Origin of the sequence: Xanthomonas hortorum (assembly GCF_011305375.1) — a bacterium.
GTDB classification, from domain to species: domain Bacteria; phylum Pseudomonadota; class Gammaproteobacteria; order Xanthomonadales; family Xanthomonadaceae; genus Xanthomonas; species Xanthomonas hortorum_E.
Genome location: NZ_VCME01000014.1, coordinates 1 through 17,519 on the forward strand (window position 1 = coordinate 1; position 17,519 = coordinate 17,519).

9 protein-coding genes and 1 pseudogene are annotated in these 17,519 nt (G+C 64.9%); 5 read left to right on the plus strand and 5 right to left on the minus strand.

The window, feature by feature from the left end; translation table 11 throughout:
- Positions 1–119 (plus strand): annotated as a pseudogene (locus tag FFY45_RS13155) (IS110 family transposase); the annotation flags it as partial.
- Positions 120–367: 248 nt separating this feature from the next.
- Here FFY45_RS13155 and FFY45_RS13160 read toward each other — a convergent pair.
- From FFY45_RS13160 to FFY45_RS13170, 3 genes are all read right to left on the minus strand, one after another.
- Positions 368–2,017, minus strand: coding sequence for a M28 family peptidase (locus FFY45_RS13160; protein WP_176340861.1), 1,650 nt, complete (start codon positions 2,015–2,017; stop codon positions 368–370).
- A 174-nt stretch (positions 2,018–2,191) separates the two neighbouring features.
- Positions 2,192–3,175 carry a GGDEF domain-containing protein gene (locus tag FFY45_RS13165; RefSeq protein WP_176340862.1) on the minus strand — a complete coding sequence of 328 codons (984 nt, stop codon included), beginning with the start codon at positions 3,173–3,175 and terminating at the stop codon, positions 2,192–2,194.
- Positions 3,176–3,439: 264 nt separating this feature from the next.
- Positions 3,440–4,924: a SulP family inorganic anion transporter gene (locus FFY45_RS13170; protein ID WP_176340772.1), complete on the minus strand. Its 1,485-nt coding sequence runs from the start codon at positions 4,922–4,924 to the stop codon at positions 3,440–3,442.
- Positions 4,925–5,134: 210 nt separating this feature from the next.
- Here FFY45_RS13170 and FFY45_RS13175 point away from each other — a divergent pair, with 210 nt between their 5' ends.
- Both FFY45_RS13175 and FFY45_RS13180 read left to right on the plus strand, forming a co-directional pair.
- A complete protein-coding gene (locus FFY45_RS13175) occupies positions 5,135–6,577 on the plus strand; it encodes a cellulase family glycosylhydrolase (protein WP_176340773.1) in 1,443 nt (480 codons plus the stop codon).
- 347 nt (positions 6,578–6,924) lie between these two features.
- Positions 6,925–9,057: a methyl-accepting chemotaxis protein gene (locus tag FFY45_RS13180; protein ID WP_176340863.1), complete on the plus strand. Its 2,133-nt coding sequence runs from the start codon at positions 6,925–6,927 to the stop codon at positions 9,055–9,057.
- A 727-nt stretch (positions 9,058–9,784) separates the two neighbouring features.
- Here FFY45_RS13180 and FFY45_RS13185 read toward each other — a convergent pair.
- Positions 9,785–12,553, minus strand: a complete 2,769-nt coding sequence (locus tag FFY45_RS13185; RefSeq protein WP_439333534.1) for a PAS domain S-box protein — start codon at positions 12,551–12,553, stop codon at positions 9,785–9,787.
- Positions 12,554–12,611: 58 nt separating this feature from the next.
- Here FFY45_RS13185 and FFY45_RS13190 point away from each other — a divergent pair, with 58 nt between their 5' ends.
- Entirely contained in the window at positions 12,612–15,491 is a 2,880-nt protein-coding gene (locus FFY45_RS13190; RefSeq protein ID WP_176340775.1) for a M16 family metallopeptidase, read from the plus strand.
- Positions 15,492–15,634: 143 nt separating this feature from the next.
- On the opposite strand, the gene FFY45_RS13195 is transcribed toward FFY45_RS13190, so the two are convergent.
- Complete coding sequence (locus FFY45_RS13195) at positions 15,635–15,793, minus strand: hypothetical protein (protein ID WP_176340776.1); 159 nt, start codon at positions 15,791–15,793, stop codon at positions 15,635–15,637.
- Between the two features lie 142 nt (positions 15,794–15,935).
- On the opposite strand from FFY45_RS13195, the gene FFY45_RS13200 reads away from it, so the two are divergent.
- Positions 15,936–16,865, plus strand: coding sequence for a GAF domain-containing protein (locus tag FFY45_RS13200; RefSeq protein ID WP_115037648.1), 930 nt, complete (start codon positions 15,936–15,938; stop codon positions 16,863–16,865).
- Positions 16,866–17,519: the final 654 nt, after the last annotated feature.

Consider the following 17,519-nt stretch of genomic DNA (forward strand, 5'->3'; position numbering starts at 1 on the left):
GGGCGCTGCGGGCACGCGGCAAGGAGGGCAAGGTCGCCCTTGTGGCGGTGATGCGCAAGATGCTGGTCATCCTCAATGCGCGCGTGCGCGATGAAAGAGCCGCCATGCAGCCCGCCTGAGCGCATTTGACGGCCATGCGCAAACGCAAAAAAGCGTGCCGGCCAGCGGCCGGCACCTACCGATGAACGCGCCTGAAGGAAACCGCTCAAAGGTCGCGGGTTGAGGTCCTGATCAACACAGTTGCTACACGGACGTACTTGCGGCGTGTCCCGCGATGGTGGGCGGGCAAGGGCCCTACAGCCAAGCCGCACCCCTATAGCTCTAGATTGGTCGGTAACGGGATGAAAGCTATCCGTCGCACCACCTCTTACTTGCGTGCGGCCTCGCTGGCGTCGCGGGTGGCGCGGAACTCCGAGTCGCTGCTCCAGTTCGGCCACTGGCGCGAATCGGCCAGTTGCTGGCCCAGCGCGTACAGCACGCCCAGATCGCGCGCGGCACCGGCGAAGGTCCAGTCCGGCTTCCACTCGTCGCCCTGCTGGTGATAGCGCTTGGCGGTGTAGTCGTCGGAGGCGGCCTTGCCTGCGGCCACGCCGCCCACTTCCCAATCCTGCCCGGAGGCATACGACAGCGCCGGCACGCCGCGCTTGGCGAAGGAGAAATGGTCCGAGCGGAAGAAATAGCCCGCCTGCGGCTTGGGATCGGGCGTGTAGCGCAGCTTCCACTGGCCGGCGACACTCTTGAGCTGGTCGAGCAATTCCAGCTTGGCGGTGCCGTAGATGCCGAAATCGCGCGCCGGCACGAACGGGTTCATGCCGTCCATGTTGATCACCGCGACCGTGGTGTCCAGCGGGTACAGCGGCTTGGAGGCGTAGAACTCCGAACCCAGCAAGCCCTTTTCTTCGGCGGTCACCGCCAGAAATACCACCGAGCGCTCCGGCTTGGGCCCCGCGGCAAAACCGCGTGCCAGTTCCAGCAACGCCGCAGTGCCGCTGGCGTTATCCAGCGCACCGTTGAAGATGGTGTCGCCGCGTGCATCCGGCTTGCCCACGCCGATGTGGTCCCAATGCGCGCTGTAGATCAGCGTCTCGTCGGGGCGTTTGCTGCCTTCCAGGCGCGCGACCACGTTGTGCGAGGTGATCACGTCGGACTTGACCTGGTAGCTGGCGCTCAGGCTCTGGCCCTTGAGTTCGACCGGCTTGAAGCCGCGCGTCTGCGCCTGCTTCTTCAAGGTGTCGAAATCCAGCCCGGCATGCTTGAACAACTCGCTGGCCAGATCGCGCTGGACCCAGCCTTCAAGGGTGGGATGCGCGGCGCGCGGGTTGTCGCGCACCACATCGAACATGCTGTTGGTGTTGGAGCTGGCCACCGTGTCCCAGCCGTAAGAGGCCGGCGCGGTTTCGTGCACCACCAGCACGCCGAGTGCGCCCTGACGCGCGCCTTCTTCGTACTTGTAGGTCCAGCGGCCGTAGTAGGTCATGCCGGCACCGTCGAAGGCGCCCTTGCCGGTTTCGAAATCCGGGTCGTTGATCAGCACCACCGCGATCTTGCCCTTCAGATCTACGCCCTTGAAGTCGTCCCAGTCGCGCTCCGGCGCCTTGACGCCGTAGCCGACGAACACCAGCGGTGCGTTGGCAATCTCGACCTTGGATGAACCATCCAGCGCCGCGCGGATGGCGATCTGCTTGCCCTGGGTCAGGGTTTGCGGCTTGCCGGCATTCTGCAAAGCGATGGTCGGTGTACCGACGATATCGGCGCGGCGCAGCGGCACCGCCTGGGTCCACGCGCGCTTGCCGTTGGTGAGATCACCGCCCGGCTGCAGGCCGGCGGCAGCAAACTGTTTGCTCAGGTAGGCGATGGTCTTTTCTTCGCCGGCGGTAGCCGGGCCGCGGCCTTCGTAGGCATCGGAGGCCAGTTCCTTGACGTCGCGCGAGATGCGCGCGCCATCGAAGGTGGGGGTCGCTGCCATGACTGCAGTCGAGATCGCCATGGCCAGCATTCCCATCGCAAGTCGCTCGATCACGGCTCGCTTCGTCACAACTTGCTTCATCACAGCTCGCTTCACTGCAGCACCCAGGTGTTGTCCAGACAGCCCTGGAGTGTAGCCACTGCGGCGTTTGACCGGGTGTGTGCATTGCCAACGCGGCTGCATCACGCAGCGCGGTACTGCGTTGCCATCCATGGACGACGCCACTCAGAACAGATCGACACTGCCCACTTGCTGGGTGAGATGCTGCATCTGCCCGCTGGCGATCAACTCGGCGTAGACCTCGGCCCGGTTGCGACCGTGCTGCTTGGCCCAGTACAGCGCCTTGTCGGCCTCGTCCATCATCTGGCTGATCAAGCGGCCATGGGTCAATTCGACGATGCCGGTGCTGAGCGTGACCTTGCCCACCTGCGGGAAGGCGTACTCGGCCACCGCCAGCCGGAAGCGTTCGAACAGGCTCACCGCCGTATCGCGATCCACCCCGCGCAGCACGATCACGAACTCCTCGCCGCCGAAGCGGAACAGCAGGTCGTCCTGACGGAACGCGCGCTGCATCAGCTGGGCAACCAGCAGCAACACCTCGTCACCGTACAGATGGCCGAAGCTGTCGTTGACGCGCTTGAAGTGATCGATGTCCACGATCCCCAGCCACACGCTTTCGCCTGCCGACGCGTCTGCCGCAGCGCCTGCGAACAAGCGCAAGATCACATCGTCGAAGGTCTTGCGATTGCGCAGCCCGGTCAGCGCGTCGCGCTGGGCATCGTCGAGCAGGCTGCGGTAATTCTGGAAAAAACGCGCAAAGCCCTGCAGCATCGCCTGCTCGGCGGTGCCGGGAATGCGCGAACCACCCACGCGCAGACACGTGCGGATGCCGCGCGCTTCCATCATCGGGTAGACCAGCAGTGCACGGCCGTCTTCCTCCAGCTGCACCACATCGCCCGCCCCGCGTGCGTCGGCGAGCTGCGCACGCAGTTGCGCGTCGCGGATCTCGGCCACCGTCAACGACAGCCGGCCGTCCTCGCGCAGCCGGGTTTCGGCCATGGTGCGGCCATCCGGAGCGATGCGCAGCAGCGAGAGTTCTTCAGCTGCACAGACCTCGCGCACGGTGCGCAGCAGGCTCAGATCGAGCAGATCGGCATCGCGAATGGCGGTCAGGTCCACCATCCGTTCCAGTAACGGTTCGTTGGTCATCGCCGCGCCATCCCGTGCACGGACGCAGGCCCGCAGCACCGCTGGCGGCACGCAGGCAGACATCTCGGGCTGGAACGCACTGGCATCACGACGATCACCGGCAATCTTTGATGTCGGTTCATCGGCGCTATTCAGGCGAACTTGAGGTCGCTGCCCGGCCACGCTCAGCGTGCGGCCAGCCAGCCCGGGAGCCGGGTGCATGTCGGCCGCCTGCGTGTCGGCTATGTGCGGCTAGGCCGAATGCGCCCACCCGCCCTGCTGCGCTCAGGGCAGCGAAGATTCCAGTGCGTCTTCGCCCAGCGCGTGCGCCTGCATCAGCCTCCGGCTGCTGGCGTTCAAGCCTGTGACCTGCACCTCCAGGCCATGGTGACGCAGCCGCTGCACCACCTTGTCCAGCGCCGCCACCGCGGTGATATCCCAGAAATGCGCGCGGCTTACGTCGATCAGCACCGTGCGGCCGGGGACCTGGCGTGCGTCGAAGGCATCGATGAACACGTCGGCAGAGGCGAAGAACACCTGCCCGCGCACGCTATAGGAGCGCACGCCATTGTCGTCGCTGTGGCCGATCTGCAGCAGCCCGGCCACCTTGAAGGTGAAGAACACCCCGCTCAGCACCACGCCCACTGCGACACCCGCAGCGAGGTTGTGGGTGAGCAGGGTCACCGCCACGGTGGCCAGCATCACCACACTGGAGGTGCGCGGATGGGTCACCACGGTGCGCAACGAGCGCCAATCGAAGGTCTCGGCCGAGACCATCACCATGATCGCCACCAACGCCACGACTGGCACCTGCGACACCCACGGCTTGAGCGCCACCATCAGGATCAGCAGGAACACGCCGGCAAACAAGGTCGACAAGCGGCCACGGCCGCCGTATTTCACGTTGCCCACGGTCTGCCCGATCATGCCGCAGCCGGCAATGCCGCCGAACAGGCTGGCGGCCGCATTGGCGATGCCCAGCCCGGTGCATTCGCGGTTCTTGTCGCTCGGGGTGTCGGTGAGTTCGTCGACCACGCGCGCAGTCATCAGCGATTCGAGCAGGCCTACCATGGCGATGGCCAAGGCCGGCAAGGCGATGATGCGCAAGGTTTCCAGCGTCGACGGCACCGACGGCCATTGCAGGAACGGCAGCGCGTTTGGCAGCTTGCCCAGATCGGCCACGGTCTTCAGCGGCAGATGCAAGGCCGTGCTTGCAACCGTCAGCAGCAGGATGCACAGCAACGGCGAGGGAATCGCCGAGACACCCGGCAGGCGCAGCCGCGGCAGGCCGTAGATGATCGCCAGGCCCACGCCCAACATCACCCAGGTAGTCAGATTGGCGCCATGCAGATGCGGCAGCTGCGCGGCGAAGATCAGCACCGCCAACGCATTGACGAAACCGGTGCGCACCGAGCTGCTGACAAAGCGCATCAGCACGCCCAGCCGCAGCAAGCCGAACAGGATCTGCACCGCACCGGCGAGCAACCCGGCCGCCAGCAGATACGGCAAGCCGTGCGTGGCCACCAGCGGTGCGGCCACCAGCGCCACCGAGCCGGCCGCAGCAGAAATCATCGCCGGGCGTCCACCGCAAAACGCAATCACGATACCGATGACGAACGAGGCGAACAGGCCGACCTGCGGGTCCACGCCAGCCACGAACGCGAATGCGATCACTTCGGGAATCAGGGCAAATGTTGCGACCGCACCGGCCATGAGTTCGCGCGCGGGTGAGGCGCGCCATTGCGCCAGTTCGGCACGCAAGAAGGACATTGGAAGACACTCCGGGGACAGAAAGGACAGCCTGCGGACACTGCGCAGCGGCAATAGTGTGCGGGAAAGCGACCCCGCCCGCAGCCTGCGCGTGATCGGTGCGGCAATGCGCTTTTCTGTGGCTGGGGTCACGCCACATAAAACGGCCGCGGACCAAGATGCCCCCCTCACCGCACCCGGGTGTCGGGTCGGTCTTCCAGGGAGATCACCATGTCCATTTTCAGGACTGCAAGCGCGCTCGCACTGGCTACGGCGTTGGCGCTGGCCGCCGCACCGGCCTTCAGCTATTCCATCAGCAACAACAAGGTTGTCGACGACAACGGCAAGGTGGTCCAGCTCAAGGGCGTCAACGTGTTCGGTTTCGAGACCGGCAACCATGTCATCCATGGTCTGTGGGCGCGCAACTGGAAGGACATGATCATCCAGATACAGGGCCTGGGCTTCAACGCCGTGCGCCTGCCGTTCTGCCCGGCCACGCTGCGTGCCACCACCATGCCCAGCAGCATCGACTATGGCCGTAATCCCGATCTGCAGGGCCTGACCTCGCTGCAGATCCTCGACAAGGTGATCAACGAATTCAACGCTCGCGGCATCTACGTGCTGCTGGATCACCACACGCCCGATTGCGGCGCCATTTCCGAGCTCTGGTACACCAGTTCGTATTCCGAAGCGCAATGGCTGGACGACCTGCGCTTTGTGGCCAACCGCTACAAGAACGTGCCGAGCGTGATCGGTGTGGATCTGAAGAACGAACCGCACGGCGCCGCCACCTGGGGCACCGGCAACGCGGCCACCGACTGGAACAAGGCCGCCGAGCGCGGTTCGGCCGCGGTGCTGGCCGTGGCGCCCAAGTGGATCATTGCGGTGGAAGGCATCACCGACAATCCGGTGTGCTCGACCAATGGCGGCATCTTCTGGGGCGGCAATCTGCAGCCGCTGGCCTGCACGCCGTTGAACATTCCGGCCAACCGCCTGCTGCTGGCACCGCATGTGTACGGGCCGGACGTGTTCGTGCAGTCGTACTTCAACGACAGCAACTTCCCCAACAACATGCCCGCGATCTGGGAGCGTCACTTCGGCCAGTTCGCCGGCACCCACGCGCTGCTGCTGGGCGAATTCGGCGGCAAGTACGGCGAAGGCGATGCGCGCGACAAGGTGTGGCAGGACGCACTGGTGAAGTACCTGCGCAGCAAGGGCATCAACGAGGGCTTCTATTGGTCGTGGAATCCCAACAGCGGCGACACCGGCGGCATCCTGCGCGACGACTGGACCAGCGTGCGCGAAGACAAGATGACCTTGTTGCGCACGCTGTGGGGCACGGTGAGCAGCACCACGCCGACACCGACTCCTACTCCCACGCCAACACCAACCCCGACGCCCACTCCGACACCGACTCCCACTGGCAGCTTCAGCACCAAGGTGATCGTGGACAGCAGCTGGAGCGGCGGCTCCTGCAATCGCGTGCAGGTCACCAACACCGGCACCGGTAGCGGCACCTGGTCGATCTCGCTGCCTGTCAGCGGCACCGTCAACAATGCCTGGAATGTCAACTGGTCGCAGAGCGGCAGCACGCTCAAGGCCAGCGGCGTGGACTTCAATCGCACCCTGGCAGCGGGTGCAACCGCTGAATTCGGTTTCTGCGCGGCCAGCTGAGTGCGGTGAGGCGGGTGCGCAGCGCGTGTCCGCCGTTGCGCTACATGCTGCGGGCAGTTTGCAATGTAAGCATGCGGCGTCAGGCATTGATCGATGGATCGGTGCCCGCCACCTGCATGTTCTTGTAGGAGCGCCCTCGGGCGCGATGAGGCGTTATCGATAACGCTTCATCGCGCCCGAGGGCGCTCCTACGTTGTATTGACAGATATCGCATTGCTGCATGACCTGCCCCGCTCAAGCAGACGCTGCCGCAATCAGCATTCAACCCGGATGTGAATCAGCCGATATCCATGCCATAGCGCCCTGCGCGCGTTTTGGATGTCGTTGCCATGCCTGTTGTGTCGCTATTGCGTCGTCACGTTGCCAATCTCCCACTCACCCGCAAGTTCGTCCTGCTCTGCGCGCTACTGACCGTGGGTGTGATCCTGCTCGCGGTGGCTGCGGCGCGCCTGCAATATCTGGATCTGGTGGAGGCGCGCAAGCTCAGCGTCAAGACCGAGGTCGAGATGGGTCTCACCGTGATGCAGCACTATGCCGACAAGGTCAAAGCCGGCGAGTTGACCGTCGAACAGGCCAAGGCAGCGGCAAGTACAACGCTTGCCGACATGCGCACCAACGATGGCGTGGATTACTTTTTCATCGTCGACCCGCAGATGCGCATCCTGATGCATCCCAAGCGCGCCGTCGGCACCGACATGAGCGATTACAAGAGCGATGCCGGGCAGTACGTGTATCGCGACATCAAGACCGCGATCGAGCGTGGCGATGGCTTCAGCTATTACAACGCACCCAAGCCGGGTAAAAAAGAACAGCTGCCCAAGATCAGCTATGCCAAGACCTTTCCGGCCTGGAATTGGGTCTTGGTGATGGGTGTGTACGCCGAAGACATCCAGGTGCAGGCCTGGGGCTTCACGCGCACCTTGACGTTGATCGGCGGCGCGTTGGTGGCGATGGTGATCGGCCTGTGCTGGTTGATCGCCTCGGCCATGGCTGCGCCGCTGCGTGCCGCATCGCGCACCGCAGAGGCGATCGCCTCCGGCCGCTTCGATAACGACATCCGGGTCGAATCGCGCGACGAAACCGGCCAGCTGATGCACAGCATGCAGCAGATGCAGAATCAGCTGCAGCGCTTCAACGGCGAGATGCAGACCATGATCCGTCTGCAACAGGGCGAGAACATCGCGCACCGCATCCCGGAAGATTTCCCCGGCGATTACGGCACGCTGGCGCACGGCGTGAACACGGTGGTGTTCGAGCATCTGGATGCCATCAACGAAGCGATGGATGTGATGAGCGACTACGGCCGTGGCGATCTGCGCCGCGACATGCGCCGCCTGCCCGGCCAGCGCGCGGCATTGCACGAAGCGTTGGACACGGTGAAGAGCAACCTGTCGGCGATCAACAGCGACATCGCGCGCCTGGCCGATGCCGCTGCGCGCGGCGATTTCTCTGCACGTGGCGAGCAATCGCGCTACCAGTTCGCGTTTGCGGAAATGGTGCAGGCGTTGAACCGTTTGATGCAGCAGGCCGATGCCGGTCTGGACGATGTGGGCCGCATCATGGCCGCCATTGCCGATGGCGATCTGTCGCAGCGGGTGGAGTCGCATTACGAAGGCGCGTTCGGCCGGCTGGCCGATGCCGCCAACCGCACCGCGATCCAGCTGACCAGCATCGTGCAGGGCATCCAACACTCGGCCGAGATGATCAACACGGCGGCCGGCGAAATCGCCAGCGGCAATGCCGACCTGTCCACGCGCACCGAGCATCAGGCCGCGAATCTGGAAGAAACCGCCGCATCGATGGAAGAACTGACCTCCACCGTGCGCCAGAATGCCGACAACGCGCGTCAGGCCAACCAGTTGGTCAAGGGCACCGGCGATGTCGCCGAAAGTGGCGGCCGCGTGGTGCAGGAAGTGGTCAGCACCATGCAGGCAATCACGCAATCGTCGGCACGTATTTCCGACATCATCGGCGTCATCGACGGCATCGCGTTCCAGACCAATATCCTGGCCTTGAACGCGGCGGTGGAAGCCGCACGCGCCGGCGAACAAGGCCGCGGCTTTGCAGTGGTGGCCACCGAAGTGCGCGCCCTGGCGCAGCGCTCGGCGAGTGCAGCCAAGGAGATCAAACAGCTGATTTCCGACTCGGTGGAAAAAGTCGCACAAGGCTCAAACCTGGTGCAACAAGCCGGCAGCACCATGACCGAGGTGGTCAGCTCAGTGAAGCGCGTGACCGACATCATGGCCGAGATCACCGCCGCCAGCACCGAGCAAAGCGCCGGCATCGAGCAGGTCAGCACCACGGTGATGCAGCTGGATGAAATGACCCAGCAGAACGCCGCGCTGGTGGAAGAAGCCACGGCGGCCGCACGCAGCATGGAAGATCAGGCCGCGGATCTGACGCGCGCGGTGGCGGTGTTCCGGTTGGTGCCGGAGCAAGCTGCACTGACGCAACGACGTTCGGTCGTGCAGGCGGCTTGATTGATGGATGCATAGCCCCTCGCCCTGCAGGGCGAGAAGGCACGGCATGCGCGTCACTGGCGCGCGTGCCTGGGAACGACCGCGCCGCAAGCGCGGGCCTGTCCAAGTGCATTGAGACACAACGCATAAAGCAACCAGGACTTCGAAACGTAGCGTCGTCGAGACGCGATCCGAGGCTCAAGTCAAAAGCTTAGCTTGTCGAGGGCGCGGTGCCCTCACCGCTCGCGGGACACGCCGTGAACCCATCCCTGGGGGCTCGGTGGCGGCATCCATGCCGCCACACGGTCCCGCAAGCGGCGAGGACACCGCACCAGAGAGTTGATCGGTAGCTTTTTAAAACCATGCACACCGACCATCTCGACTGGTCCTTGCCTGCCCACCGTCGCGGGACCTTACGCGGCATGGATGCCGCGTAAGAGCTTACATGGACGTACTTGCAGCGTGTCCCGCGATGGTGGGCGGGCAAGGGCCCTGCAGCCAGGTCGCAGATTGTCCGCTCTACAATCGACACATCCAACCCTTTTCGTCACCTCTCCAGACGACCGAGATAGTCGGCCTCAACATCGCAGGTAGTGAACACGTATCGATGCGATTGCATCGCCACTGACAAAATCAATAAGTGCAATGCGCGCTTATGATTGACGCGGTTTTATGGGTAGGCCGTACCCTCATCCGCCCTTCGGGCACCTTCTCCCGGTGGGAGAAGGGAGCGTTGCAGCGCGCTTAACTACCGCGCGGCATCGCGCCCGGTGGTGGCGGTGTCGTTGCCGCAGCGGGCGCGTTTGGCTGCGTACATCGATTCATCTGCGCTGTGCATCAGGCTGGCAGCGTCGGCGTGTTGGCCGTGTTGCCAGGCGACGCCGATGCTGGAGTGGATCGGCAGGTGTTGTTCGCCGAACACGGCGCCCGCTGCGGCAGCGGTGCGAATCCGTTCTGCCACTGCCGCGCATTCGGTCTGCGGGTCTTGCAGGTCGTCCAGCAACACCACGAATTCGTCGCCGGCCAGGCGCGCCACCAGATAACGGCTGCCGGCCGCTTGCTGCAGGCAGCGGCCGAAGGCCACCAGTACCGCGTCGCCGGCGCGGTGACCGTGCACGTCGTTGATGCGTTTGAATCCATCCAGGTCCAGGAACATCACCGCGACCGCGCGCTGTTGTTGCTGCGCCTGGGTCACGGCGATCTGCAGCGCTTCGGACCAGGCATGGCGATTCGGCAACCCGGTCAAGGCATCGCGGGTGGCGCGTTCGTGCATCAACCGATGCAGCGTCTTGTGCGCAGTGACGTCGTGCGCCATCAGGAAGAACCCTTGCGCCTGCGTCGATGCGCTCTGCGTCGCGGGCACCAGGGTGATTTCCACATCGCGCGGTGTCGCGCCACCACGTAACACGTGTTCGAAGCTGGCGCGTTGCCCGGCGATCACCTGCGCCAGTGCAGCGCGCGCGGCGGCGCTGAGATCTTCGCCCAGCACCTGGGTGAGATGGCGGCCGACCAGGCTGGACGGCTCCACGCCGAGCCAGTGGCGATGCGCTTCATTGGCGAACAGGCAACGCTGCTCGGCATCGAACTGGCTGACCAGCGTCGGTGTGGCATCGCTGATCGCACGCAGGCGCGCTTCGCTTTCGGCCAGGCGTTCGGCGGCGACATGGCGTTCGGTGACGTCCTGGATCTGCGAGACGAAATGCACCGGTGCACCGCTGCTGTCGCGCACCAGCGACACCGACAACTGCGCCCAGATCACCGCGCCCTGCTGGCTGATATAGCGCTTGGCCATGCTGTAACTGTCGCGTTTGCCGTCGATCAATTCCTGCACAAAGCACAGATCCATCTCCAGGTCGTCGGGATGGGTGATGGTCTGGAAGGTGGTGCGCAGCAACTGCTCGCGCGGATACCCCAGGATGCTGCACAGCGATGGATTGACGTCGCGCCAGGCGCCGTCCAGCGAGACGATCGCCATGCCCTGCGGGGCGGTTTCGAACGCGCCCCTGAAGTGCTCGGCCGCCAGCTGCGCGGCCGCCTGTGCCTGCAGCTCGGCGGTGACGTCGATGGCCATCGCCAGGTAGCCGGCCAGTCCTTGCTGGGCGTCATGGATGACGTTGAAGCACAGCCGTACCCGCCGCAGCCCGCCGTCCTTGCGCACCAGGGTCCAGATTTCTTCTTCGAGCACATCGCCTGCCGCAGCGGCGGCCAGCTTGAGATACGACGGCGGCGACAACGCAAGCGTGGCCATGTGCCGTTCGAGCTCGGCCGGCAGATGGAACTGCGCAGGGCAGCGACCCAGCACTTCGTCCGCTGCGTAACCCAGCAGGCGCTCGGCGCCGGGATTGAACAATTCGATGCGCCCGTTCGGATCGAAGGCGATGATCGCCACGTCCTGCGAAGCGTCCACCAGCGACTGCAAGCGCGCGCGCTCGCCCGCCAGCGCGGCCGAGGCGTCGCGCAGCTGGGTGATGTCGTGCATCACGCACACCGCACCCAACGCGGCGCCCTGATCGCTGACTACCGGGTCGGCATTGCACAACACGCTGCGCGCGCTCTGGCCGGTCGCACGGATCACCATCTCGGCATTGCGCACGTGCTCACCGCGCCAGGCACGCACCAGGGGGATGGCTTCGGTAGGCAGCAAGGTACTGCCGTCGGCAGCGTAGAGATCGAAATGCTGCGCCCATTGCACCGGCGGCAACAGGCGCGGATCGGTGCCATGCCACTGCCGCGCGGCATGATTGAACTCGCGCAACAACCCCTCGCTATCGCAGGAAACCACGCCGTCGGGCATGGCTTCCAGCAAACGGCTCAGGGTCTGCCGCTGCGCCTGCGCGGCCAAACGGTCGCGGCGCGCCTCGAGTTGATTGGCGGCCTGGCGTGCCAGCCGGATCAGCGCCTGTTTCTGGTTTTCGTCGAGGACCCGCGATTTGGTGCTGAGCGTGCACAAGGTGCCGTAGGCATAGCCCTCGCGGCCGATCAGCGGCACGCCCACATAGGAGCGAATGCCCGGCGCGGCGGTGACAAGCGGATTCAGTGCGAAGCGTGGATCGGCCTCGGCATCGGGCACCTCCAGCAGCTCGGTGCCCATCACCGCGTAAGAACAGAACGACACACTGCGCGGGGTGCCTTCCAGATCGGTGCCGCAACGCGCCTTGAACCACTGACGGTCGGCATCCAGCAGCGACACCAGCGCCATCGGCGCGCCGCTGACGTGCGCGGCCAACCAGGCGATGTCGTCGAATTCGGCCTCGGGCTCGGTGTCCAGCACCCCCAACCGACGCACGGCCTCCACGCGCAAGGCGTCGTTGGCGGGCATCGGCACGGGCGGCAACAGGACGGTCATGGCGTGATCGGCGGGTAGCGTCTGGTCAAGGTAGGTCGCCCCAAGTAACGGCGAGGCGAGGATCAACTTGAGTCGAGCGCGGCCGGGTCCGCTTACACCGCATTTCAGATCTGCCGCCTGTCTTGCACCGCAACGGGCACGGCAGCAGCGGCCGACACTGCCAAACAGCATTTGCGGCGCCGCCAACCAGCCACTACCCTCGGCCGATTGTCCTGTTCTGGAGTGTCACATGCTGCGTCCGCTGTCCCTGTTGATCGCCGGTGTGCTCGGCGCCGCCGCCGGCACCATTGCTCCCGTCGTCGAAGCCGCCCCAGCCAGCCTGTCCAAGCCCGCGGCCAGCAGCGCCATTCCCGAGATCGGCTACACCCGCTTCACCCTGCCCAACGGCCTGACCGTGGTGGTGCACGAAGACCACAAGGCGCCGGTGGTGGCGGTAAGCATCTGGTACCACATCGGTTCCGGCGACGAGCCGGCCGGCAAGACCGGCTTTGCGCACTTGTTCGAGCATCTGATGTTCTCCGGCTCGGAGAACAACAAGGGCAGCTATTTCGCCCCGTTCGAGAAGGTCGGCGCCACCGACATGAACGGCACCACCTGGTTCGACCGCACCAACTATTTCGAAACCGTGCCGACCACCGCGCTGGATACCGCGCTGTGGATGGAATCGGACCGCATGGGCCATCTGCTCGGGGCGATCGGCCAGGAAGAACTCGATACCCAGCGTGGCGTGGTGCAGAACGAAAAACGCCAGGGCGAGAACCGCCCATACGGCCGCGTGGACCAGAACATCCTGTCCAACCTGTTCCCGGCCAACCATCCGTATCAGCACGACGCCATCGGCTCGATGGAAGACCTGGACGCGGCCTCGCTGGCCGACGTCAAACAGTGGTTCAACGACAACTACGGCGCCGCCAACACCACCCTGGTGCTGGCTGGCGACATCACCGTGGCGCAGGCGCGCGCCAAGGCGCTGCAGTATTTCGGCGATATCCCGTCCGGCAAGCCGGTGGCACGCCAGCAGCCGTGGGTGACCCCGCTGGCCGCGCAGAAGCGTGGCGTGCAGCACGACCATGTCTCACAACCGCGCATCTACCGCACCTGGGTCGCGCCGCAACTGGGCAGCGATGCGGCGATCCAGCTGGACTTGGCCACCACCGTGCTCGGCGGTGGCAAGACCTCGCGGCTGTATCAGCGTCTGGTCTATCAGGACAATCTGGTCGACGACGTGTCGGCGTCGATCCAGGCCTTCGCCTTGTCCAGCCAGGTACAGATCCAGGCCGATGTGAAGGACGGTGTGGACCCGGCCAAGGTCGAGGCGATCATCGACGAGGAACTCAAGAAATTCATCGCCCAGGGCCCGACCGCCGACGAACTGCAGCGCGCGCAGGTGGCCTACCGCGCCGGCTTCGTGCGCGGGCTGGAAAAGGTCGGCGGGTTCACCGGCAAAGCGGTGATCCTGGCCGAGGGCCAGGTCTATCGCGGCGACCCGGGCGCCTACAAGCAGGATCTGCAGCGCGGCCAGGCCGCCAGCGTGGACAGCGTCAAGCAGGCCGCCGCCAGCTGGTTCGGCAAGGGCGACTATCTGCTCACCGTGCTGCCGGCCGGCAAGGATTTCGACCCCGCCGCCGAAGACAAGGCGGTGGTCGCACGTGGCGACGAACCCGGCAAGCCGGCACCCAGGCTGCCGGCCGCCGGCAAGTACAAAACCACCGCTTCCACGCTGGACCGCAGCAAGGGCGTGCCGCAGACCAGCCAGTTCCCCGATCTGAGCTTCCCGCAGTTGCAGCGCGGCAAGTTGAAGAACGGCATCGAGGTGATCCTGGCCGAGCGCCACACCATCCCGGTGACCCAGGTGGAACTGCTGTTCGATGCCGGTTATGCGGCCGACCAGGGCAAGAAGCTGGGCACCGCCAGCTTCAGCGCCGCGCTAATGAACGAGAGCACCGCCGCGCTGGATTCGGTGGAAGTGGCGCAGCGCCGCCAGCGCCTGGGCGCGATCACTGCGGTCGGCTGCGATCTGGACAGCTGCAGCGCCTCGCTGGACGCGCTCAATGATCAATTGCAGCCCTCGCTGCAATTGTTCTCCGACATCGTGCGCAACCCGGCCTTCAAGGCCGCCGACATCGAGCGCATCCGCAGCCAGTGGCTGGCCGGCATCGCACAGGAAAAGACCCAGCCCAACAGCCTGGCGCTGCGGGCACTGCCGCCGTTGTTGTTCGGCCAGAATCACCCCTACGGCATCCCGCTCACCGGCAGCGGCACCGAGGCGGCGATCAAGAGCCTCAACGCCCAGGACCTGCAGGCCTTCCACAGCCAGTGGCTGCGTCCGGACAACCTGCGCATCCTGGTGGCCGGCGATACCACGCTGGCGCAGATCATTCCGCAGCTCGATGCCGCCTTCGGCGACTGGAAGGCCCCTGCCACGCCATTGCCGAAGAAGAACCTGGCCAACGTCGCCGCGCAGCCCAAGCCGCGCGTGTATCTGATCAATCGCCCGGATGCGCCGCAGTCGGTGATCCTGGCCGGCCTGCTCGCACCGTCCACCAAGGCGCCGGACAACCTGGCCATCGGCGTGGCCAATGGCGCGTTCGGCGGCACCTTCACCTCGCGCTTGAACATGAACCTGCGCGAGAACAAGCGCTGGGCCTACGGCGCCGGCACCCGCATGCTGGATGCGCAGGGCCAGCGGCCGTATCTGTTTTCGGCACCGGTGCAGACCGACAAGACCGCCGAATCGGCCAACGAGATTCTCAAGGAAGCCACCGCGATCATCGGCGACAAGCCGCTGACCACCGAGGAGATCGAGAAGATCAAGAACCAGCGCATCCGCGCCCTGCCCGGCAGCTTCGAAACCACCGGCGCGGTACTGGGTGCGATCGAAGGCATCGTGCAGTTCGACCGCCCGGACGATTACGTGCAGACGCTCAAGCCGCGCCTGGAAGCGATCGACCAGCCGGCAGCGCAGAAAGCCATCAAGGAAATCATCGCGCCCAAGGCGATGACCTGGGTGATCGTGGGCGATCTGAAGAAGATCGAAGCCCCGGTGCGTGCGCTCAAGCTGGGCGAGGTGCAGGTGCTCGACGTGGACGGCAAGCCGGTCAAGCGCTGAAGGCGATTGACCCACCGGCTGCGCTGCTGCCAAGCGGCGCGGTCGGGTTGTGCGGCGGTGGAGGTATCCAGACGCATGGCCCGGACGCCTGCACGTGACTGCGTGCAGGCCGATCAGGAACTGCAAGGACGCAGCCCGCGGCTTCAGATGACATCCGCACCGCCATGCAAGCGTTGGCGTTTGGCGGCGGCAGGCGTACCTGCCGCATCCATGCCCGCTGGTGGCTCGCCGTGCGCGTAGTGGTTGCGCGGATCATCCACATCGGAGCGGTCGCCCAGGTGCAGATTGTTGAACAGATGCACCTGCCCATCCCGCAACCGCGTTATTGCGTATTCCCATGCTCGGTGTCAGGTCACGCCGACGCACATGGCTAATATCCACGCCGCGTTATCGGCAACGCCGGTATCGTGGCACCTTCCCGCTCGCGCTTGTCTGGCTTATTCAATGAAAGAAATGCCCATGGCTGACGAAGCCTCTCGCCAACAGGTTCTGGATGGCTACCGCATCGTCGACAGCCTGCCCGAGGACACGTACCAAGACGTCGTGCAGGTGGCGGCTTCGTTGTGCGGCACGCCGATCGCACTGATGTCGCTGGTCGATCGCGACCGCCAGTGGTTCAAGGCCCAACTGGGGCTGGGCATGCAGCAGACCGATCGCAGCCAGGCAGTGTGCGATCACGCCATCCGTAGCCCCGAGCACCTGATGGAAGTGCACGACCTGACCAAGGACACGCGCTTTGCCGATGTGTCGGTGGTCACCGGCGAAACCGGTGCGCGGTTCTACGCCGGCATGCCGCTGGTGACCTCCGACGGCGTGGCATTGGGCACGGTCTGCGTGCTCGACACCGAGCCGCGCACGCTCACCGAGATTCAACGCACCGGCCTGCAGGCCTTGGCGCGCGTCACGATGCGTCTGCTGGACGAGCGCAAGCGCGAATTGCAGCTCGAGCGCGAGGCGATTTTGCAACCGGTGGCGCCGGTTGCCACCAAGACCGGCGCCGACACTGGTTATTACCTGGTCATCCTGGAAGTGCAGGAACTGGCCGCGCTGGCCGAAAAACAAAGCGAGCGGCTACTGGGCCGCGCCTTGCAACAGCTCGATCAGACCCTGGCCGCGCATGTACAAGCCAGCGGGGACAGCGTAGACCGCGTCACCGAAAGCGCGGAGTTCATCGCCGTGCTGCGCGGCCCCGATGCCGAACAGAAGCTGCAGGGCCTGCGTGACATCGCCCAACAACAACATGCGCTCGGGCTCACCGTGCTGATCGGCGAAGCGCAGGCAACCCGTGGCGATGAACCGATCGGCCAGGTATTCCTGCGTGCGGAAGTGGCGCTGAGTATCGAAAAAGACCGCTATCGGCAGAGTCTGGCGTAGGACGGACTCAGATAAGAGGACGGCTCAGTAAAAGTATGGCGTGGACAGACTCATAGCCTGCTGTAGCGCTCGGGTTGGCCGTATGTAGGGATAGCGCTCGGATCGGCCTTATGTAGCGCTGGGATTGGCGTTATGTAGAGCTCGGATTGGGCTGTTGTGAGGCGGGCGTCGCCGTGATTCGACTCCTGACGGCCATACGCGGCTGGGCGGCTGGGCTGGGCAGTTGGGCGCATGCAGGCATAAGGGCAAGAGCGGCTGGTCCCCTTCTCCCATCGGGAGAAGGTGGCGCGCAGCGCCGGATGAGGGTGCGGTTGCCAAGCGATCGTGCGGCGCCTGGTGTACAAGCTCCTGCAAACCCTGGCTGCCTCCAACCAAAACACATCCCTCACTCCTCCGTGCGGCGCCTGGTGTACAAGCTCCTGCAAACCCTGGCTGCCTCCAACCAAAACACATCCCTCACTCCTCCATTTAGAGCGGCTTGAAGGTGATTGAACGGTGGATGCGTCGGTTTTTAGAGCGCATTACCTGAGGCCTGGCTGTAAGGCCCTTGCCCGCCCACCCTCGCGGGACACGCCGCAAGTACGTCCGTGTAGGCTCTTACGCGGCATCCATGCCGCGTAAGGTCCCGCGAGGGTGGGCGGGCAAGGACCAGTC